Here is a 20975-nt window from a genome sequence, read left to right as displayed (position 1 = left end):
CGTACTCGCAGCCCCATCTCACGGCGATCCAAGGTCCTTGGCCAGGGCGGCCGCCACCTCCAGTGACCGGCCGCGGGTCAGCCCTCGGCGACGGCCAGCGACATCTGGCGCAGCGTCCACTGCTGCACCCATTCCCGTCGGCACCGTACGCGGGGACAACAGTTACTAGCACGCGAAAGCTATAGTGACGGCGGATCGAGGAGGGGTCAGGGGCGATGAGTGGCACGACACAACGGCGGGTCACGGCGTCGGACATCGCACAAGCAGTGGGTGTCTCCCGGGCGACCGTCGGCTTCGTGCTCAACAACACCCCGGGCCAGAAGATCTCCGACGGTACGCGGGAACGTGTCATGGCCGCGGCCGCCCGGCTGGGTTATCGCCCGCATCGTGCGGCGCAGACACTGGCGCGGGGCAACAGCCGGATCGTGCTGTTCGTCATGCCGGATTGGCCCTTGGAGCACAACATGCGCCGGTACCTCGACGAGGCCGCGCACGTACTCGACGAGGCCGGCTACTCGATGATCGCCTACACCCGGCATCCCGGTGACCGCAGCCGCCCGCTGTGGGAGTCGTTGGACGCGGATGTCGCCGTCGGCTTCCCCGCGTTCGACGCGGACACCGTGGCCTCGCTGCGTGCCGCCGGCGTCACCAACATCTACCCGGATCCGTCCGGGTCTGCACCGTTGCCGGGCATCACGGCCGGCACGAAGCTGCAGGTGGAGCACCTGTTCGAGATCGGTCATCGCCGTCTGGCGTTCGCCGCTGTGCCCGATCCGCGGCTGGCGGCACTCAACGAGCAGCGGCTGACGGCTGCCCGGCAGGCCGCCGAACAGCTGGGTCTCGGCGAGGTCGGGGCCTGCACCGTCGATCATCGCGACGGTAGTGCCGTGGCGGCGGTAGAGGCCTGGCATGACGCCGGGGTGACGGGGGTGGTCGCCTACAACGATGACGTGGCGGCGGCAGTGGCGGGCGCCGCCCTGCGCGCCGGCTTGGCGATTCCCGGCGACATCTCGATCGTGGGCCACGACGACAGCCCACTCGCCGCTCTCTTCGTTCCGGCACTGACCAGCGTGCGGATGAACAGTGCCGGGCTCGGCCGATTCGTGGCGCAACAGGCCCTGCACCTGGCGGAGGGCCGCCCGGCCCCGCAGGCTGTCGCCGACGTGCGGGTCAATCTCGTAGCGCGAGAGTCCTCGGCTCCGCCGGCCGGCTGAGACCGCGGCACCCAGCTACTCAGGAGGTCTCGGTCGTCGCCATGCCGGCCTCGGCGCGGCGACTCGGACTTCATCGCTTGATTGCCGGCGGGGTGCGGGCGGCGTGTACCACCTGGGCGAGGAATCGGTTGGACTTCGCCTGGTGGTTGTATCCGGCGGTGTCACGCACGCACTCGGGGCACCAGTGGCCGCCGGTGAGGATGAGCCGCGGACTCCCGGAGAACACATGGCCGTCGGCGCACCGCCACTGCAATGGCGTGCCGGCAGCGCCGCGGACCATGGACGCGGACAGCAACTGTCCGCCCCGGAAGCCCGCCACCTGGCGCATGTCCTCGGCCGTCCATTCGGCCGGGTTCTTGGCCTCGTCGTAGCCGTGATCGAGCAGGGCCGGATGGCGGTCCGGTTCGGGCGCGGTGAAAGTCGACCAGTCGCCGATGACTTCCCACTCCTGCCGGGAACCGAAGTAGGCGGCGATCTTCTCCTCGTCACCCGCGCGCAGGAACGCCATGGTGCCGCGCGGTTGACGGGTGAGCGGTTTCATCACCAGGTGTTTGACCAGCCAGCCGGGAACCCGGCCGGCCCGGGTCAGCGCCGGGTTGGCGGCTACCGCCCGGGCCAGTGCCTGCTCGAACGTGTCCTGCCGGAACGGGACCAATTCTTCGAGGCGGTCGGAGTCGGTGTACCACTGGCCGTGGAAGTTGCGGGTGGCGAACCAGTTCCGGTCGTACCAGGTGCGCACGTCCTTGACCCCGAGCGCGGTGCTGATCGCGGTCTGCAACTGCCAGTTCGTCAGCCGCCAGCCCTCTCCCCCGCCGATGTTGTAGATACCGCCCCAGAACTGCTCGGGGACGTCGTCCTCGCAGATGTTGGCCATGAGACGGGCGGCGTCCTCGGCGGACACCCATTCCATCACCCCGCCGAACGGCGAGTGCGTCATGATCGCGTCGCGGATCTCCAGCATGCCGGGGTGGAAGATGCCGGTCTGGCGCACCCACGCCCACCGGGGCAGGCCCGCGTCGACGAGTAGCTTCTCGGCGATGACCTTGGTCTGGCCGTATTCGTCGTAGCGGGAGACGCACAGCGGGTCGCCGACGCGGCCCCAGTGTACGGGCGGGTTGCGGTCGCCGGTCTCGGCGACCGAGCCGACCATGACCACCCCGACGGCCGCGGGATCGGGCTGGGCCCGGACGGCGTTGATGATGTTGCGGGCGCTGCCGACGTTGACCTTGTGCGCCAGCGTGGGGTGGTCGTCGGCGAAAGGGGACACGATCGCGCCGACGTGCAGCACGTAGTCGGCGCCACGCACGCACGACTCCACGGTCGGATAGTCGGTGAGGTCGCCGTGGACGACCTCGAGGTTGGCCATGCCGGCGAACTCCGCGAGGACGGCATGGTGCCGCTCGGCCGGCAGGACCAGTGCGACCACCTGGAAACGGTCACCACGGCCGGCGAACTCGCGCAGGATGTGGCGGCCCCAGTTGCCGGTCGCCCCGGTCAGGAAGACCCGCTTCATCGGCTGCCGGCTCTTTCGGGGGTGATCGCGGCGCGCAGGGCGTCTTCGAGGCCCTCGGGCACACCGGGGATGAACTGCAGAACATCGGCCAGCGACATCGCGGCGGCCTCGGGTGCGGAGCCGTCGATCGGGATGCCGGGGAAATAGGTGGCGAAGACGGCGGTGACCGCCGGCCAGACGTGCGGGTCGTCCGCGATCGTTTTCAGCGGCGTGTCCATGGTGTATTCCGGCCGCCTGCCGAAGCCGTCCGGCAGCGGGTAGCGCCAGGTGTGGGTTCCGGGACCGGCCTGTTCGACAGCGTCGGCCGGGTGCAGCGGAAGTTCGACGGTGGCCTCGGCGCCGTCGGGCACGGTGACCTCGACGGTCATCTCGCCGTCGTCGATACGCCAGCTCACCTCGGCGCGGCCCAGGACGGTGTCGTGCGCGGCCTGGGCGAAGGTGAGCCCGCCGCCGGGCTGAGGCGCGACCCGGAAACGTCGCCATCCCGGTTCGGTGCGTTGCAGACCGCCGACGACACGGTGCAGCCAGTCGGTGACGGCGCCGAGGGCGTAGTGGTTGAGCGAGGTCATGCCGGTCGCGTTGAGGCTGCCGTCGGGCAGGACCGCGTCCCAGCGCTCCCAGATCGTGGTGGCGCCCATCGTCACCGGATACAGGAAGGACGGGCATTGCTTCTGCATGAGCAGCAGGTACGCCTCCGCCAGGTGCCCGGTGCACGACAGCGCGTCGGTCAGCAGTGGTGTGCCGGCGAACCCGGTGGAGATCCGGTAGCCGGACTTGGCGACGAGCTCGGCAAGCCGGTTGCCCGCCTTGACCTGCTGCTGTGCGTCGAGGATGCCGAACGTGATGGCCAGGGCGTAGGCGGTGGCGGACTCGTTGACCAGACGGCCGGAGCCGGACACGTACTCGTGCCGGAACGCCGCACGGACCCGGTCGGCGAGCGCGGTGAACTGGGCGGCGTCGTCGTGTTTGCCGAGGACCGTCGCGGCCTGCGCCATCTCGCGGGTGGTCCGGCACAGGTAGGCCGAGGCCACCAGGTGCCGGTCGGTCTTGCCGCCGGCCGGGTTGTCGGCGGGCGCGTCCGGGTCGAGCCAGTCGCCGTACTGGAAGCCGCTGCTCCACAGGCCGTGCTCGTCGAGCAGTGCCTCGACCTGTCGGATGAAGCCGGTCATCGAGTCGTAGCTGCCGGCCAGGATCTGCGGGTCGCCGTACTCCTGATACAGCTGCCAGGGCAGGCTGACCGCGACGTCGCTCCACAGGGCGGTCGGCGGGGACGGGGTGGACAGCACGTCCGGGACGACCCAGGGGACGTTGCCGGTGACGCGCTGTTCGGCGGCCAGGTCGGCCAGCCAGGAGCCGAGCACCCCGCGGACGTCGTAGAGATAGGTGGCGGTGGGCGCGAACGCGTTGAGGTCGCCGGTCCAGCCGAGGCGTTCGTCGCGTTGCGGGCAGTCGGTGGGTACGCCGACGAAGTTGTCGCGCATCGACCAGACGGTGTTGGCGTGCAGCCGGTTGATCAGCTCGTCGGAGGTCTCGAACCAGCCGGTGCGGGTCATGTCGCTGTGCACCACCACCGCCCGGACGGCGTCGGCGGTCAGGTCGCCCGGCCAGCCGGTCACTTCGGTGTATCGGAAGCCGTGGAAGGTGAAGCGCGGCTCCCACGTCTCCTGGCCCTCACCGCGCAGGGTGTATCGGTCGGTCGCCTGCGCTGTCCGGTTGGTCTCGACGTCGAGTTCTCCGGCGGGGGTGAGCAGTTCGGCGTGGCGCAGGGTGACGGTCTGCCCGGCGGTGCCGGTGACGGTGATCCGGACCCAGCCGGAGATGTTCTGCCCGAAGTCAACGATCGTGGCGCCGGAGGGGCTGGTCGTGATGGCGGCCGGAGCGAGTTCCTCGATCCGGCGGATCGGCGGGGCGATCGGTTCGGTGGGGGCGGCGAGGTTCCAGTCGAACGGCTGGGCGGGCTGCCAGGTGGTGTCGTCGAAGCCTGGGTGGTTCCAGCCGTCGGGTTCGAGGCGGGCGTCGTAGGTCTCGCCGTCGTAGAGGCTGTTCGCCAGGACCGCTCCGGTGCCGGTCCGGAACTGGGTGTCCGTGCCGACGGTCTCGACACGGTCACCGTATTCGAGGTCGAGACGCAGGTGCAGGGCCGGCCGGTCGGTGTAGTGGGCCCGCTTGTTCTCCCAGCCCAGACGGCCCACCGCCCAGCCCTCACCTACGATCGCGCCGAGGGCGTTGGCACCGGATGTCACCAGCCCGGTGACGTCGTAGGCGCGCACGTCCACCCGGTGGGTGTAGGAGGTCCAGCCGGGGGTGAGCACGTCGTCGTCTCCGACCCGGGTGCCGTTGAGGTACGGCTCGACGAGGCCAAGGGCTGTGAGGTGCAGAGTGGCCCGCTGAAGCCCGTCCGCCACCGTGAACTCCCGGCGGAAGTAGGTGGCGGGGTCTCCCGCGGCCGCCGGCTGGGCGGCACTGATGAACGACACGACGGAGCCTTTCCTTACTTGACGGACTTGATGCGCAGGACCACGACGCCGGCGAGCACGGTGCAGGCCGCCGCGACGACGTAGAGCAGGGTGTAGTTCTTCTCGCCACCACCGACGGCGAGGAACAGTGGAGCGATGAACGGTCCGGCCGCCTGCGGGATCGAGGTGGCGAACCCGGTGATACCCATGAACCGGCCGGCGTCGGTGTCCCGCTCGGGCAGCACGTCCAGCAGCAGGGCCTGGTCCACGGCGGCGAACGCGCCGATGCCCAGCGAGCAGATGAGAGAGCCGGTGAACAGCAGCGCCGTTCCCGGAGCGACGGCCATCAGGACGGCGCCGAGGCCGAACACCGCACCGGAGGTGAGTATGAACGGACGCCGGCGGTGCAGCCGGTCGGAGAGGAACCCGCCGCCGATCGCCCCGGTGGCGGTGGCGAGGATCCCCACGCCGCCGAGCACTGCGATGAGCCCGGCGACCTCTTCGACGGTCATGTCCAGCCGGGCGGCGAAGAAGAACGCGGTGAACGTGGTGTTGAAGGTCAGGCCGAAGTAGAACAGGAACCGGCCGAGCCAGTTCCACGAGAAGTCCGGGTACCGGCGCGGGTCGTACAGGTACTTGGCGGCCAAGGTCCCGGCGGTCAGGGCCGGGCCGAGGGGCATGTCCCGGCTGTCGCGTTCGGTCACGAACACCACGAAGGCCATGACGAGTAGGGCGCCCACCACGCCGGGGATCAGGAACAGCAGCACGTTGTCGCCGCTCAGGCCGCCGCTGAGCGCCACGCCGAGCACCGGGCCGATCTGCTGGGCGAACCCGGCCAGTCCCGCGACCTTGCCGCGCTGTTCTTCGGGCAGGCGGTCGGCCGTCGAGATCTGCAGGTTCCCAAGGGCGCTTCCCCAGCCGAGCTGGGCGAGGATCCAGCCGGCGCCGAGCACCGGGATGCTGGGGGCCGTCGCCATCACCAGCAGCGAGATCATGCCGACCACGGTGCCCGCGACCATCCAGGGACGTCGGCGGCCGAACCGGCTGCGGGTGCGGTCGCTGAGCACGCCGAGGAGCGGGCCGGTGAGCAGCGGGATCAGTGCACCGGTGCCGGTGATGTAGCCGAGGTACTCCTCGTGGCCGGGTGCCAGTTGCCCGACCCGGATGGCCAGCGAGATGGCGATGGGGGTGATGAAGGCGACGAAGACGCCGAATTGGGCGGCGACCAACAGCCAGATGTATGTGTTGCCGACTTTCTCCACGGGGCCGGCCGGTTTCGTCGGATCGGGTGCAGGCGGCAACGGCTGGTCGTCGGCAGCGAGCGTCATAAGGGCCTCCGTCGTAGACGGGAAGAAGACGAGGAACACGTGCGCCCGCATCACTAGCGCGCACTAGTTTCGAGGATGTTAAGCGCCCTGTACTAGCGCGCGCAAGGAGACATCCGCCAGGATTTTCGCTGACCCACGCCCCGCCGCAGACCACGTGCCGACGTCCACGACGAACAGGCGGAACTCGCGTTGTGCAACGGGTCCGCCTGTCGTCATGGGTGAGGCTCGCGTCGGTCAGGCGGACGGCGAGGTCTCCGTCATCACGGCTGCCGGCGGCCTCCCACCAACCCCCACAGGCCACGCAAGGTCCGGCCGTTGGCGGAATCGACGAAGAACTGCGCCAACCGGGGCGGCATCGCGCCGTCGCTCATCCGGACCATCGCGCGCATCGGCAGGCCCGCGGCGGAGACCATCAGCATCTTGAAACGTACGTCGCCGTAGTCGACCTTCCCGCCGAAGCCCTTGGCGACGGTGCGTTCCACGACACGGAGCATCACCCGGCAGGCCAGACTGTCGTCCTTCATCTCCAGGATCGAACTGTTGAGGTCGAAGCTGCCCTTCTTCGGCGCCGTGACCCGCTCGAACGGTGCGTGGATGGTGCGGAAGTCCTCCATCGTCGGGGCGCCCTCCAGGGTGTGATACCAGTCGGCGACGCCGGCCCGCCGTGGCGCCACGCCGTCGAGCTCCAGCACCGCACGCAGCCGGATGTCGCGGGAACTGGCGCCGACCCGGATCTCGTACGCGCCCGTTTCCACGATCCAGTCGTCGGCCGCCGGGTCGTGGATCGCGAAGCTGCGCCGGTCGAGGGTGAGCGTGACGGTGCGGGACTCACCGACGGCGAGGTCGACCCTCGCAAAGGCCTTCAGCTCCTGAGCGGGACGGTACGCGCCACCGGTACGCGGCGCCACGTAGAGCTGCGCGATCTCGGCCCCGGCACGCCCACCTTCGTTGGTGACGGTGAAGGTCACGTCGACCTGGTGCCCCGCACCGCAAGCCGTACTCAGGTCCGCATAGGTGAAGGTCGTATACGACAGCCCATGACCGAACGGATAACGCACCGGCTTACCCGCCGAATCGAAGTACCGGTACCCGCAGTACATGCTCTCCAGATAGGGAGTCTGCTCCGGGTCGACACCGAAGTACCCGGCGTTCACCACATCGCCGTACACGACCGGATAGCTCTCGGCGAGCTTGCCCGACGGGTTGGCCGCACCGAAGAGGAGGTCGGCGGCGGCCGTCCCGCCGGCCTGACCGGACAGCTGCATGTGCAGGATCGCCGCGGCCGCACGCTCCCAGGGCATCTCCACCGCACCGCCGCCGACGAGGACCACGACCACCCGCTCGGACAGGTGCGCGATCGCCTCGAGCACCGCGACCTGGTTGCCAGGCACGCGCAGGTGCTCGCGGTCGAAACCCTCGCTCTCGAAGATGTCGGTGAGCCCGACGCAGACGATCACGCGGTCAGCCTGCTCGGCCACGTGAACCGCCTCGGCCAGCAGCGCGTCATCGGGGTCATCGGTCAGCCGATAGCCCGGGACGTACTCGACGGCGGCATACTCCTGCACGCCATCGAGCAGGCTCACCACCCGGGTCGGATTGACCCGCGACGAACCGCTGCCCTGGTAGCGGGGCTTCTCGGCGAGCGCGCCGACGACGGCGACCCGGCCGGTCCGGGCCAGCGGCAGCACCGCGCCGTCGTTCTTGAGCAGCACCCCGCCGGCCACGGCCGCGCGCCGGGCTAGCTCATGGTGACGTTCGTAGAGGCCGTCGGGAAGGACCGTGGCCCGCCGGGCGGTGCGCGCGATGAGGTCGAGCACCCGCTGTGCCGAGGCGTCGATCGTGGCCTCGTCGAGCCGCCCCGACGCCAGGGCGTCGTGGACCTCGCGGTCCGTGATGCCGCCGTTGCCAGGCATCTCAAGGTCGGTGCCGGCCCGGTAGGCGGCGGCCCGGTCGTTCATCGCACCCCAGTCCGTGACGACGGCGCCGCGGAAGCCCCAGCGGTCGCGCAGGACATCGGTGAGCAGATAACGGCTGTCGCTGCAGTACACCCCCTCGACCTTGTTGTAGGCGCACATGACCGTGGTCGGATCGCCCTCCTTGACGGCGATCTCGAAGGCCGGCAGGTAGTACTCGTGCAGTGCCCGCCGATCGACGCGTACGTCGGTGGACATGCGCTTGAGTTCCTGGTTGTTCAAGGCGAAGTGCTTGAGGGAGGTACCGGTGCCGGTCGACTGCATCCCACGGATCCAGGCGGCGCCGAGCTTGCCGGACAGATAGGGGTCCTCGCTGAAGTACTCGAAGTTGCGGCCGCACAGCGGGTTGCGCTTCATGTTGACGCCCGGGCCGAGCACCACATGGACGTCCTGGTCGACGGCCTCCCGGCCGATCGCCTCGCCCACCTCGGCGAGCAGGGCGGGATCCCACGACGAAGCCAGCGCGCTCGCGGTCGGGAAGCAGGTCGCTGTGTCACTGGCGCCGAGACCGAGGTGGTCGCCGTCCTTCCTCTGTCCGCGCAGACCGTGCGGGCCGTCGGTCAGGGTGATGGCAGGCAGATCGCACGCCGGAACGGGCCGGGTCGTCCAGAACGACGCCCCCGACCCGAGTTCGACCTTGTCACTGAGGGAGAGGCGAGCAGACGACGCCCTCTCCGCGGGTTCTGCCATGTGGCGCACTCCGTCGAGTCGTTCGCGAATCAAACTAGCGCGCGCTAGTCTCTCGGCATATTAAACGCCGACACACCTGCCGGCAATGGTCACCCGGCCCGCATCCCGGTACCAGTCCCGACCGGATGATCCTCGTCAGGACCAGGCCCGCACCGGTAGCGAGGGGTTGCCGGACGGCGTGAATCCCGTCCAGGCCGCCGCACTGCCGGTGTGGAAGATGGTGGCCCGGCCGGTGCCGAGAAAGACGTCAGCCTTCTGCTGCGGCGGGCGGCTGCCCAGGACGATCTGACGTAGTTGCGGGTTCCCGGCCAGGGCACGCGTGTTGAACCGGGCGGCATTGCCCAGGTAGACCGCACGCAACTGCGCGTTGTTGACGATGGCGTCGTCGCGCAGGTCGGTGAGCCGGGGCGCGTAAAGCCACCGCAGGGTGCCGGAATTGCTGATGGCGCTCTTGTCGACGGTGGTCAGCGCGGGCAGCCGCAACCCGGTCCACACCCCGTTGATGCTGTTGATGCCCATGTATTCGAGTTTCGGGAAGTTGACCGAGACGAGGGCACCGCTGTCGTTCAGGGCGTTGCGGCCCAGACGCTTGAGCCGGGGTGCGTTGAAATACCGCAGGCTGGTCGCGTCGTCGAACCCGTAGTCGTCGATCGTGATGACCTGCGGCAGCACGATTTTCACGAATCCCTGATTGCGGCGGAATCCGTCGTGGGCGACGGTGCGGACGTTCGGCAGATAGAGCACGTTCCACGTGGCGCGCGGTGCGTGGCCGAAGCCCATCACACCGATCGACCGCACGGAGCGCATGCTGACGCCGGCGAACGTGTGGTTGCTGAACGCCCCGTCCGGAACGGCGATCAGGTCGTCCAGGATCAGGTCCTCGACCCAGGTGTCCCACCAGCCGTTGAGCCACAGGTAGGGGAAGAGGCCGCCGCGGGCGGTCTCCCCGGCACAGGTCAGGCCGGAGTCCGGCGTGCACTCGCGGCCGGCCTGAATGGTCCTCAGGTTGTAGACGTAGAGGCGGGACAGTTTCGGCAGCTCGAGATCCCGGCCCGCGGTCTGCAGGGCGGCCAGATCGGCGTCGGCCAGGGCGGTGCCGCCGGTCAGGTACAGCGCGATGCCGGTGGCCGAGGTCATCTTCGCCCTCCGTCCGGCGAGTTCCGCTTTCAGGGTCCGGGACGTGACGTCGTACTGGAGGGTGTATGTGCCGTTGGCGAGCTTGTGGTCGCCGGGTTTGGTGAACCGGTACGTGTAGGTTCCGGTGCGGCGCAGGTCGGCGTCCCGGGCGAAAATCGGATCGGGGCCGGGATCCGCGGTCGGGTCACCCAGAGCGATATTTGATCGGTACGGGTTGCCGCGCGGCCGAGCCGACGCAGGTGCCGAGGCGGTGGCCGTGGCGGACGCCGGAGCCGGGCCGGCACCCGCCGGGGTCGCCGCGCCGGTGGGAACGGTGGAGGGTGGCGCGTCCCCGGGTGCCGAGCGGGCACCCGAGGCGCTGCACGCCGCCGCGCCCAGACTCAGCGCGAGCAGAACGAGCCCGCTGACCGCGGCGCGTGTGTGATGTCCAGCCATACCGAAATGACGTCTGTTCCGCCGGCTCGATTACCGAAATCTCGGTGCCGGTCAGAGTCTGCTGCGCTGGGCGACGGTGGCCGGGTCGGCCGGGGCATCCCGGGTCGCGTACTGCGGGACCGGGGTGGCATCGGTGCCGTCGTCGCGGAGCAGCCCGTACCGGATCGGGTCCTCGGGGCCAGGCGGGTTGCGCAGGTCGTCGTTGATCTGAGCTCGGGTCGCCGGCTGAAGGTAGAGGTTGTAGTCGGCGCCGCGCTCATTGGAGGTGAGTGTCACTTCGCCGTCCAGGTAGTAGTACTCGAACAGCCACATCTGCTGCGCTCCGCCGGGCAGTACGGAGGTGCCGTGGGTGGGGTCGCCCATGCCGGAGGTGCCGTCGGCGGTGCCGGGGATCTGGTCATCGAGACGGCGGCCACCGCCGGACGCGACGTGGAAGATCTTGCCGTCGAGGCCGGTCCAGGAGGGCATGGTCACCGTGCCGGTGCGCTGCGTGTAGGCGACGGCCCATTCGATGCGCAGGTAGCCACGCCCCCGGTAGGTGACCGACTGTCCCCGGCGGATCAGGGAGACGACGTCGGCACGCGGGTCCTCGTCGTTGCTGGATACGACGGTGACGGTTGTCTGTGGGCGCTGCGGCAGCACGCCGGGTTCGGCGTTCTTGGGCGGGGCTTGTTCGGCGGTGTCGACGACGCTGCCGTAGCGGGCTGCCGGGATGCTGGTGGCCGTGTTCGCCGGTGACGCGGGTGGCCGCGACGGCGACTGCGTGGGGCCGCCGGTGACGGGTGCGGCGGAGCCGGTCGCCACGGCGGGAGGAGCCGCTGTCCGGGGTGTGCCGGAGTCGTCGCGGATCACGACCAGGGCCGCGCCGGAGATCACGACTGCGGCACCGGCGGCGGCGACCTTGGCCAGGGCGGAGCCGCTGAGCCAGCTGGCTGCGTACGCACCGCCGACGCCAACGGCAGAAGGTGTGGCGAGTTGGAGGGAGCCGGTCGTCAGCGAGGCGGGCACCGGCACCATGGCGATCCCGGCGAGCAGTGCGTGCGAAGGGGCCAGCCGCTGGCCGTACGCCGAGCAGGCCGCACATTTGCGCAGGTGCCGGCCCAGTCGTTTGCGCCAGACCGAGCTGGGTTCACCATTCCACGGGTCCGCGAGTTCGGCCAGCTGGGGGCAGCGGGGTTCGGCGCCGAGGGCGGCGACGATGGCGCGGGACAGCTCGAACTGCTCACGCATACGTGTGACGCGCACCGCGGCGTGCCCGGGCGTAGCGGACAACGCGGTGACCAGATCGGCCCGGGTGATGGTTCCGGCGACTTCGAGCCACCACAGGGAGAGCACCAGCCGGTCAGCGGGGTCGAGCCACCGGGTTGCCTGCGCGGCCTGCCGGCGCTGGCCGGAGAGCCCGAGCCGCAGGATCGCCACGTCGGTGAAGTCCGAGTCCGGGTCGGCGACGTGCGGGGCGGTGTCGAGGGTGTCGGTGCGGGTGGCGACGGTGTGGCGCCGGCGCAGCCGTTCCGCGATCTGCCGTTGCAGGATGGCGAGAATCCAGCCGGAGAACCGGGCCGGTTCGCGTAGCGACCCGATGTTCTCGACCACCCGTAGCAGGGTTTCCTGGACCACGTCGTCGGCGTCGGTGTGCCCGTTGAGGGCTCGCCCGGCGACGTTGTACAACATCGTCAGGTGATCGGTGATGAGCTGCTGCATCGCGTCGCGGTCACCGCGTTGCGCGGCGACCACCCGGTCCACCGGCACGTGCGCTTGCGGGCTGCGCATACCTTCGACCAACCTCCTACTTCCGGGACCTGCGCCGTTGCATGATCAGGCGCTGGGCCGAGTACGGACCATCCGCTTCGTGGACGAAGACGGACTTCACCCGGGTGGAATTACAGAAATGCCGCCTATCGACGGTTGCCGGGTGGCCGGGCCGTGGCCGAGCCGCGACGGCAGCTCCACAGCCGTTCGTGCGGCTGCCCGGCGGGCAGCGTCTCCCACGGCCAGGAACCCACGGGGTACGCGTCGATGCAGCGCCACAGGTCGGCCGAGCGTGGGTGCCGGTGCCGGGGACGACGCATGGCTGGTCACCTTCGCGATGGGGGTGGGCCGTCGGCGCGTCGAGCTTGACCGGCTCGTCAGGCGGACGGATCCGGTTTCCGGTTCGATCCGCCGGGAGCCGTCGGTTCGCGGTGGTCGCCGCGGTGGCGGGTCCGCAGACGCAGCAGCAGGGCGCCGCCGAGCGCGGCGGCCGCCGTGCCGACACCGGCGACACCAGCCAGCACGCCCGCCGGGTCGTCGGTGCTGGACTGCTGCCTGGCCAGGTCCAGGCCCCGCGGCGGGGTGGCGGGCGAGGACACGGCGGTGGAGGGGCGGATGGGGGCAGCGGCCGGTGTCCTCGTGCCGCGGGAACGGCGCACGACGGAGGCAGAGGAGGAGCCGGCCGACGTGACGACGCCGGCGGGCGGGGCGCTCTGCGCTGCGGCAGTCTCGGCGGCCCGGTCCCTGGTGAACATCAGAGTGCCGAAGCCGAGCTGGTCGAAGCCGCCACTGGCCGAGCCGTAGTCGCCGCCACCACCTTCGGCGCGGACCGACGCGGCCATCACGGTCACGTTCGGTGCGCTCAGTCCGCGCCGATTGACGTAGTGGTTGTAGATCGATTCCCAGACCGGGCGTACGTGACCCCGGCCGGCGTCCGACACCACGGTGTGAGTGCGTGGTGCACAGTTCTGGCCGGTCCCCCAATGGTATTCAGCGAACGGAACGTCGTTGCCCGCGTTGTACCGGGCAACGTACTCGGCGCCCTTGAGGAACCGGTTGTCGTCGTAGCCGTACAGGTCAACGCCCTGGTTCCAGGCCATCTCGCAAATCGTGCCGAGCAGGCCGACGCCCATCACGGCATGTCCCTGGTCACGGCCGGCTTCCTGCCACTGGCCCAGGTCGCCGTGCAGGATGGGGACGGCCTTGGGGATCGCGCCGTTGCCGTCGCCGTTCTTGAGGTAGTCCACAGCCCGGTCGAACAGTGCGCGGTCGCCGCAGAGGATACCGATGGCCATCATCGAGGCCAGGGTGCACAGATCCCAGTTGGCCCAGTAGTTGGTGATGCAGGCGTCGTTGTGCCCGACCAGGAACTGGTCGTTGAGCGGGTAGAAGACACCCGTCAGCAGGCGTCGCGCTGCGGCCAGGTCGAAGCCCGGGTAATCGCGCAGCAGGTCGGCGGCGACCGCAAACTGGTATCCGTAGATACCAGCCGCCAGGAACCGGTCCGCGTTGCCGGTGACCTGCGTCAACGTGCCCGACCACGCGTTAAGGATGCCCGCGGCGGCCTTGGCGTGGGCCTCGTCGCCGCTGATCCGCCAGCGCAGCGCGTTCTGATAGGCGGCGTGCACGTCGATGAAGAACTGCGCGTAGTTCTGCCCGGGGCCGCCGCGAATCACCGTGGCGAGCGGCCGGGGCAGCCAGGTCGCGTGCGAGCGGCCGTTGGCCGTCAGCCGCAGCCAGCCGGCCGTCACGACCGGGTCCTCGGCGGCGAGCTTCGCCCGGATCCGCGTGAAGTCAGCGTCGGTATGCAGCAGGCCGGGCCTGAATGACTCCGCGAACGAAGGCGAAGCCACCGTCAACGCGACGGCCGTGCCGGTCACAGCCAGCCCTCCGAGGAACAGGCGACGGGTAACGGTGCGGGAGAGGGACATCGAAACTCGACTCTCGACGGGGATGCGGTCATCAAGAACGACCGAGCGGCAGCCGTCGGCATTACAAAAAACCGGCCGGGACATTCATCCCGGCAGGGGTGCGATTTTTCCTGAGTGAGCTGCGCGATGAGCATCGATATCCACCCGTTGTGGCCTTCGCTGACCGGTTGGTATGGGTTGGTTGACCGGTTCCGGGTGGAGGTGGGCGGGTGGATGGGGATCAGATCGTGCGGTTGCTGGCTGAGCGGGAAGCGGCGGCTCGGGCCGAGTGGTTGCGGTTGGAGCAGGAGGCCGCGCAGATCGCGGGGTTGATCGAGGAGTGTCGGCGGGAGATCGAACGGCTGACGATCACGCGGGAGGTGTTGTCCGGGCTGGTCTCGGCCCGGCATGGTCGCGCTGACCAAGGGCTGGCCCATCGCGACGGGAGTGATCGAGGGCGCCTGCCGCTACCTGGTCAAAGACCGCCTCGCGATCACCGGCGCCCGTTGCAGCCTGCCCGGCGCCGAAGCCGTCCTCCTACTCCGCGCCGTGATCACGAACGGCGAGTTCGACGCCTACTGGAAGTTCCACCTCCAGCAAGAACACCAACGCACCCATACCAGCCGCGACCAGTACCAATACGACCGGGCGGCCTGACCGAGATCGAGAAAGTCACTCAGAAAGAAACGCACCCAAGTCACTCAGCGAGAAACGCACCCCGGCTGTTGCGCAGCCGGCCGAGGACCTGCAGGCGGGCTACAACTTGCCGGTCTCGGCCGTGGTTCAGCTCAAGGCCGACGCCAACGTGCTCACCTCTGACACGCTGAACTACGGCGGCGACGACCCGAACGGCAACCCGGCAGGTCTCGTGTGGAGGCTGTTCGCCGAGGACTGACAGACGACGGAAGAAGGGGGCCCGACGTCGCGCCCTCTTCTTCCGTGTGTCAGCCAGTCACCGGCTCGCGCGTCGGCCGAAGCAATGCTGACCTCGCCGGTCTGGTGGCTATCGCGGTCACCTGACGTCCGTTGACTCCGCCACCACCAGGTGAACCGCTCGGCTCACTACCCGGGTGACACCGACCGGAGATAGACCTACGCCAAGCTACGGTGTGCAGGTGGCCAACGAAGACGTTGAGCAGCCGATACAACAACTCGCCAGCGCCGGCCCATCGCTGACCGCCGACCAACGACTGCGGATCGCGGCGCTCCTGGCCCAGCCGGGGCAAGCCACGGCGACGGCCACGCCATTAGCCTCGGTCTTTCTTTTAGCCCCTAACTCATAGCCTTTTCTCGATGGATGGCGATGACACCGTGCCGCCGGCGCCCCTCCCGCGTGCCCGGATGGATCGGTCTTGTCCCGTCGGGAAGAACCCGCGGGCCCGGCCCGGTTGAGAGGGATACCGTGGTCTCCCGCGACGGTACTGGTCCGGCCGATTGGACGAGGGTCAGGCGGGGTCGAAGTAGACGACCGTGGACTGTGGCCCGACCTGGACCGGGCGGCTGAGTGGGACGCGCCGGCCGGTGCGCAGGTCGATGCCGGTGCCGGAACGACCGGAACGGAACGTGAAGGTGCGGTCGGTGGTGGTGTTCATGGCGATCAGGTAGCCGCCGTATTCGAGCTGATAGAACGGGGCGCGGCCCACTTCGAGGCCTTCGATGCCACTGGCTCTGGGGCAGCCCAGGTACGGGTCCATGTCTTCGGGCACGGGTGCGGTACTCAGGTCGTATCCCAGGAATGCCTGTCGCAGTGGCTCTCCCGGCGGCGTCCGGCCGCCGCCCGCAAAGCTGCAGGTCCCGCCTCCGTCGTTGATCGCATAGTCGGTAGTGGTCCAGTCGGCGACCGTGAAGGTGCCGTCCGTGCCGCCTCTCGTCCAGAGGCGGATCGTGCCTGAGCGTTCCGACTGTGGGGTGATCAGGTGTACCCGGCCCCAATTGTTGATCGCTTGCCGGGCCCGCCAGTAGAGGGAGGCGTAGAGGATCTCCTGCCCCCGTTTGATCGCGACCGCACCGGCCGTCTCGTCGGTGAAAACGAAGTCGGGCCGGTCCCAGCCACCCGGTAGCCGGTGCGGTGACGTTGGCAACCTCTCGAAGGCAGCCAGGTCGCGGCTGATCAGATGGAACGCGTTGAGGCCGACCCGACGGCTGGTGTTGGTCAGCAGCAGCTTCAACTGTGGCGCGAACTGTCCGTCAGCGATCATCTGCTGCGCCCACCCGGTCAGCTCCGGGTCGCCGAAAGTCGCGACGGCTTCGAGCGGGTGGCCGTCCCAGGCTGTGCGCTGGGCGTAGACCATGTCGCCGGGGTAGTGCTCGTTACGCCAGCCGATGACCTGTTCCAGCCGCATGGCACGGTGGCCGTCGTCGTCGACGCCGGGGAACCGGAACCAGCCACGGGTCTTCACGATCTTCAAAATCTGATCGCGGAGTACGGCGTCCTCGGAGCCGTCCGGCCCCACGGTGAGTGACTCCCAGATCGCCACCAACCAGTCGGTGACCTCCCCGTAGGTGCCGACGTACCCGAGTTCCCTGGTCAGCCCCTTGGGCGTGGCGATCCGATAGTCGTGTCCCAGCAGATAGTCGCCGTCGAAGCTGAGCGGTTCCAGGCCGACGGCCTCGTACAGCCAGCGCCGCGCCTGCGCTTCCGGCCACGCGTCGTCGGGCGACAGCAGCCGGAGTCCCCGGTTGGCCTGGTAGACGCCGATGGCCAGGATCTGCACCTGGTTGGTGTAGTGCCGCTGGTTACGCCGCCAGTACTCGCGGCTGGCGAGCAGCATCTCCCGGTAGGCGTCCCGTCGCAGCGGCTGGCCCCCGCTGCCGGGGGGCTGAGCGTCGGCGAGCGCCTCGATGCGGACGTCGTCGAAAGCGGCGGTGCCGGCTCCCTCGACCCGCAGGTCGATGCGGACCTGTGCGGCGGTCGCCGGGGTGCGCAGCTCACCGCCGGCCGTGGTCCAGTCACCCGGCGTCGCGGCGAACTTGTTGTCGGTGCCGACCAGCTTCCCCGCGGCGTCGTAGAAGAGCACGTCCAGATAGGCGGCGCCGTCGGTCTTGACCCGGACCGTGTAGCGGTGGGTGCCCTGACCGATCAGCGTGCGGTTGTTCGCGCTGGTCACGCCAGCGAGTGAGCCGGCCGCCGCGGTCACGACCACGGTGCCATCGACGGCCGCCGCGGTGCCGGTGCCACGCCACACGGTGGTGCTCCAGCCGCCGAGACCTGCATCGAAACCGGGATTCAGCAGGTCCGTCGGCCCGGTGCTGACCGGCCGGTCCAGCTCATCCTGGATGTCCTCCCAGAGCGTGCACAAGGCGAGGCCGACGCGCCCGAAACCCTGCCACTGCTGATCCGAGGCGGTCAGCACCGCCGGGTCGGCTTTCCACGCGAGATACCGGCCGTCGATGGCCTGGCAGACCCGCGACAGCGCGCGCGGCTGCCGGTAGGCGGGGCTGTCGGCCCAGTGGTAGCCCTCGGCGAGCGTGATGAAGCCCCATGCGTCGAGCGTGTGGGCGCGGGCGGTGTGCAGTAGGGCCGTCTGGTCGGCGAGCACACGCCGGCGGATATCGGCCACCACAGCCGTATCGGCGGCCGGCCGCAGTGTGGGTTCCGGTGAGGTTCCGAAGTCGTCGCGGGGGCCGGGCCGGAAGTAGGGCTCGGTGTGCGTGTAGGCCCGGTAGATGCCGCGCGACGGGGTGGTCATCGGCCGGAAGTAGGCCGCGTCGGTGGTGCCGTAGGCGTAGATGCGCCCGACCGCCCGAATCTCGATGCGCACGCTGCGACGTTCGGCTGTGACCGTTTCCGGCAACGGCAGCGTGTGTAGGAAGAAGCCGTTGATCCGCCGAGGATGCTGGCTCATCAGGTCGAGGTTGTCCACGGGCCCCTGCTCGAACCAGCCGAGCACGGCCCCGTCGATGAAGGCCTGCAGGCGCCACTCACTCTCAGGTGCTGCGAAATCCTCACCGAAGAGCTTGATGGAAAGGTACGTGGTTCCGGTCGGCGCCACGGCGACGGTGAAGCCGACCGAGCCGCCCCACCACTCGGCCGGAGTCCGTGGGTCTAGGGTGCGGGCGCTCTGCCCGAGACCCCCGGTGACCTTGGTGGAAAGGTCGGTGGTGAGGCCGTGGCGGGTCTCGGACGCGGTGTCACCGAAGACGACGGTATCCAGCGGTGCGGTGGTGGGCGCGGACGTCGCGTGGGCGGGGCTCGCGGTCCAGGCGAAGGAGCTCAGTGCGGCGCCTTTGAGGACGGTGCGCCGGGAGAGCGAAGTCATGAGCGAATCTCCTCGAACGGAGTAGCGCGTAGAGAACGTTCGCTGAACTTAGGTTCAATTTCGTGAGTTTGCAAGAGTGTTTCCGTACAGAGAACGATTTCTACCGTCCGTCACCTGGAGGCAAGCTCGTAGGATCCACGTGTGTCAGCTGAGGACGTGAACGGGCGCCGCCGTGCCACCGTGAAGGACGTGGCCGTGGCCGCCGGGGTTTCCCCCGCGACCGTCTCGCGGGTGCTGGCCGGTGACTATCCAGTCGCCACGGGCACCAAGGCGCGGGTGCAGCGGGCCATCCGCGAGCTCGACTACGTCGCGAACGCTCAGGCCCGGGTGCTCAAGGGCGGCAGCAGCGGCATGATCGCGTTCGTCCTCGACGACGTGACCGGGCCGTCGTTCGCCTACGTGGCCAAGGGCGTCGAGCAGCAGGCCACCGAGGAGGGCCGGCTCTGCATCATCTGCACCACCCACGGCGACCCGGAGCGGGAGCTAGCCGTGGTCGACGCCATGCGCGAGCAGCATGCCGAGGCGGTGATCCTGGTCGGCGGTGGTCTGGTCGGGGAGGAGTACCGACAGCGGATGATCCGGCTGGCACGCGCTCTGGACAAGGCCGGCTCACGCCTGGTGCTGTGCGGGCGCCCGCCGCTCGGCGAAGACGTCCCAGCGACCGTCGTGGAGTACGACAATGAGGGCGGCGCGTTCGCGATCACCAGCTTCCTGCTGTCGCAGGGGCATCGGCGGATCGTCTACCTGGGTAAGGTCGCCGACAACCACACCACCAGCCGGGAGCGGATCGCGGGTTACCTTCGAGCCCACGAACTGTTCGGCGTGGAGCACGATCCGGCGCTGATCGTGCCCGGGGACTTCACCCAGGCGTACGGCGAGCGGGCCACCCGGCAGCTGTTGGCTGCCGGGACCGCGTTCACCGCGATCTTCGCGGCCACCGACATGGTGGCCGCCGGAGTGCTGCGCACGCTGCGCGCCGCCGGCCGGCGGGTGCCAGAGGACGTGTCGGTGGTCGGGTACGACGACATCCCCCTCGCGATCCACGTGGTGCCGGCGCTGACCACGGTGCGGATCCCGACCGAGGAGCTGGGCCGGGCCGCGGTCCGGCTGGCGCTGCGGCCGGCGGAGAGCCAGCACGTGGTGCTCGGCACTCACATCGTGGTGCGTGAGTCGGTCAGGCCGGTGGCGCCACCGAATCGCGGATGACCACCCGGGTCTCCAGCAGCTGCGTCGCGGGCGCGGACTCGGCGAGGGCCAGGGTGACCGCGAGCGCGCCCATCTCCTCGTAGGGCACCCGCACCGTGGTCAGCGCCGGGTTCATGTCACGGGCGCCGGGGATGTCGTCGTACCCGGTCACCGACACGTCCTCCGGGCAGCGCAGACCTCGGCTGCGCAGGCCCTCGAGGGCTCCGGCGGCCATCACGTCGGTCCCGCACAGCACCGCGGTGAAGCCGGTCGGATGCTCGTCGAGCGCGGCCAGCACCGCCTCGCGTGCCGCCTCCCGATGGAATTCGGCCCTTCTGACCAGCACCTCAGCCCCGGTCAGGGCACTCCGGTAGCCGGCGAGGCGCTCCTCGGCCGTGGAAAGGCCGGCCGGACCGGGCAGCAGCAGGAACCGGCGGTGCCCCGCTTGCAGGGGTACCCGGGCGACGGCCGCCGCACCCGCCTCGTTGTCGTAGCGCACCGAAATAGCGTTGGGGGCCGGCTCGTCGAGCGGCGGGCGCCCGCAGAGCACTATCCGGCCGCCGACCGCCCTCAACGAGCGGGCGTAGCGGGCCATCTGTTGCGGATACTCATCCAGGTCCCAGGCGCCGCCGGGCAGGATCACCGCGGCTGCCTGCTGCTGGCGCATCGTCTCCACCAGGGCAAGCTCACGTTCCGGGTCGCCGTCGGTGGTGCCGATCAGGCAGAGACGCTCGCGGTTGTACGCCTCCCGCTCCACACCCCGGGCCAGCGCCGCGAACGACGGCCCGGTGATGTCGCCGAGCAGCACCGCGATCGGGCCGGGTGCCACCCCGAGCAGCCGGCGGGCGTGCACATTGGCCGTGTAGTCGAGTTTGGTCACCGCTTTGAGCACCCGTACCCGGGTGGCTTCGGCGACCGGATAGTTCCCGGCCAGGACACGGGAGACCGTGGCGATCGAGACTCCAGCCGCATTGGCGACGTCGTGAATGGTGGCCGGGCCTCCCGCGCCTCGTTTGTCGCGGACTGTCCGCTTCACCCCGTCCCCCTTCGGCTTCCGACTGAAAGTTTGCCGTCTCGCAGCTTAGTGGGGCCGCCCTCTGGACAGACTGGTCCGCGACCGCTTACC

12 protein-coding genes and 1 pseudogene are annotated in these 20975 nt (G+C 69.6%); 3 read left to right on the top strand and 10 right to left on the bottom strand.

Going from position 1 to position 20975, the window contains the following annotated elements; genetic code table 11:
• The first annotated feature begins 215 nt into the window (after nucleotides 1–215).
• The gene (locus AB0E94_RS30950) at nucleotides 216–1214 is read left to right on the top strand and encodes a LacI family DNA-binding transcriptional regulator (RefSeq protein WP_360333324.1); all 999 of its coding nucleotides are present in this window, start codon (nucleotides 216–218) and stop codon (nucleotides 1212–1214) included.
• Between the two features lie 70 nt (nucleotides 1215–1284).
• Here the strand turns inward: AB0E94_RS30950 and AB0E94_RS30945 are convergent, their stop codons facing one another.
• From AB0E94_RS30945 to AB0E94_RS30910, 8 genes are all read right to left on the bottom strand, one after another.
• Nucleotides 1285–2727, bottom strand: a complete 1443-nt coding sequence (locus AB0E94_RS30945) for an NAD(P)-dependent oxidoreductase (protein WP_360333321.1) — start codon at nucleotides 2725–2727, stop codon at nucleotides 1285–1287.
• Entirely contained in the window at nucleotides 2724–5204 is a 2481-nt protein-coding gene (locus AB0E94_RS30940) for a glycoside hydrolase family 78 protein (RefSeq protein ID WP_360333318.1), read from the bottom strand. The genes AB0E94_RS30945 and AB0E94_RS30940 overlap by 4 nt, the downstream gene beginning before the upstream one ends.
• 14 nt (nucleotides 5205–5218) lie before the next feature.
• Entirely contained in the window at nucleotides 5219–6511 is a 1293-nt protein-coding gene (locus AB0E94_RS30935) for an MFS transporter (protein WP_360333315.1), read from the bottom strand.
• Between the two features lie 260 nt (nucleotides 6512–6771).
• Nucleotides 6772–9174, bottom strand: a complete 2403-nt coding sequence (locus tag AB0E94_RS30930) for a glycoside hydrolase family 3 C-terminal domain-containing protein (protein ID WP_360333312.1) — start codon at nucleotides 9172–9174, stop codon at nucleotides 6772–6774.
• Nucleotides 9175–9309: 135 nt separating this feature from the next.
• The gene (locus AB0E94_RS30925) at nucleotides 9310–10746 is read right to left on the bottom strand and encodes a leucine-rich repeat protein (RefSeq protein ID WP_360333309.1); all 1437 of its coding nucleotides are present in this window, start codon (nucleotides 10744–10746) and stop codon (nucleotides 9310–9312) included.
• A gap of 51 nt (nucleotides 10747–10797) precedes the next feature.
• Nucleotides 10798–12516: a sigma-70 family RNA polymerase sigma factor gene (locus AB0E94_RS30920; protein WP_360333306.1), complete on the bottom strand. Its 1719-nt coding sequence runs from the start codon at nucleotides 12514–12516 to the stop codon at nucleotides 10798–10800.
• Nucleotides 12517–12641: 125 nt separating this feature from the next.
• Nucleotides 12642–12815: a hypothetical protein gene (locus tag AB0E94_RS30915; protein ID WP_360333304.1), complete on the bottom strand. Its 174-nt coding sequence runs from the start codon at nucleotides 12813–12815 to the stop codon at nucleotides 12642–12644.
• Between the two features lie 57 nt (nucleotides 12816–12872).
• Nucleotides 12873–14426 (bottom strand): alginate lyase family protein, encoded by a 1554-nt coding sequence (locus AB0E94_RS30910; protein ID WP_360333301.1) that lies wholly within the window; start codon nucleotides 14424–14426, stop codon nucleotides 12873–12875.
• Nucleotides 14427–14822: 396 nt separating this feature from the next.
• Between AB0E94_RS30910 and AB0E94_RS30905 the strand changes: the two are divergent.
• Nucleotides 14823–15062 (top strand): annotated as a pseudogene (locus AB0E94_RS30905) (ISKra4 family transposase); the annotation flags it as partial.
• Nucleotides 15063–15850: 788 nt separating this feature from the next.
• On the opposite strand, the gene AB0E94_RS30900 reads toward AB0E94_RS30905, so the two are convergent.
• Nucleotides 15851–18664, bottom strand: a complete 2814-nt coding sequence (locus tag AB0E94_RS30900) for a hypothetical protein (protein ID WP_360333299.1) — start codon at nucleotides 18662–18664, stop codon at nucleotides 15851–15853.
• A 141-nt stretch (nucleotides 18665–18805) separates the two neighbouring features.
• Here AB0E94_RS30900 and AB0E94_RS30895 point away from each other — a divergent pair, with 141 nt between their 5' ends.
• Complete coding sequence (locus tag AB0E94_RS30895) at nucleotides 18806–19870, top strand: LacI family DNA-binding transcriptional regulator (RefSeq protein WP_360333296.1); 1065 nt, start codon at nucleotides 18806–18808, stop codon at nucleotides 19868–19870.
• On the opposite strand, the gene AB0E94_RS30890 is transcribed toward AB0E94_RS30895, so the two are convergent.
• Nucleotides 19839–20885 carry a LacI family DNA-binding transcriptional regulator gene (locus AB0E94_RS30890; protein WP_360333294.1) on the bottom strand — a complete coding sequence of 349 codons (1047 nt, stop codon included), beginning with the start codon at nucleotides 20883–20885 and terminating at the stop codon, nucleotides 19839–19841. The two genes, AB0E94_RS30895 and AB0E94_RS30890, sit on opposite strands and share 32 nt — an antisense overlap.
• Nucleotides 20886–20975: the final 90 nt, after the last annotated feature.

It is taken from the genome of Actinoplanes sp. NPDC026670 (genome assembly GCF_040638175.1).
Taxonomy (GTDB): Bacteria; Actinomycetota; Actinomycetes; order Mycobacteriales; family Micromonosporaceae; genus Actinoplanes.
Note: the sequence above shows the minus strand (reverse complement) of the source record. Positions and strands in the feature narration are given on the sequence as shown.

Bases quoted from the DNA above. Each gene is read 5' to 3' on its own strand.
- AB0E94_RS30915 (WP_360333304.1), bottom strand. From the start codon at position 12,815: ATGCGTCGTCCCCGGCACCGGCACCCACGCTCGGCCGACCTGTGGCGC.
- AB0E94_RS30900 (WP_360333299.1), bottom strand. From the start codon at position 18,664: ATGACTTCGCTCTCCCGGCGCACCGTCCTCAAAGGCGCCGCACTGAGC.
- AB0E94_RS30935 (WP_360333315.1), bottom strand. From the start codon at position 6,511: ATGACGCTCGCTGCCGACGACCAGCCGTTGCCGCCTGCACCCGATCCG.
- AB0E94_RS30945 (WP_360333321.1), bottom strand. From the start codon at position 2,727: ATGAAGCGGGTCTTCCTGACCGGGGCGACCGGCAACTGGGGCCGCCAC.
- AB0E94_RS30950 (WP_360333324.1), top strand. From the start codon at position 216: ATGAGTGGCACGACACAACGGCGGGTCACGGCGTCGGACATCGCACAA.
- AB0E94_RS30910 (WP_360333301.1), bottom strand. From the start codon at position 14,426: ATGTCCCTCTCCCGCACCGTTACCCGTCGCCTGTTCCTCGGAGGGCTG.
- AB0E94_RS30920 (WP_360333306.1), bottom strand. From the start codon at position 12,516: ATGCGCAGCCCGCAAGCGCACGTGCCGGTGGACCGGGTGGTCGCCGCG.
- AB0E94_RS30930 (WP_360333312.1), bottom strand. From the start codon at position 9,174: ATGGCAGAACCCGCGGAGAGGGCGTCGTCTGCTCGCCTCTCCCTCAGT.
- AB0E94_RS30925 (WP_360333309.1), bottom strand. From the start codon at position 10,746: ATGGCTGGACATCACACACGCGCCGCGGTCAGCGGGCTCGTTCTGCTC.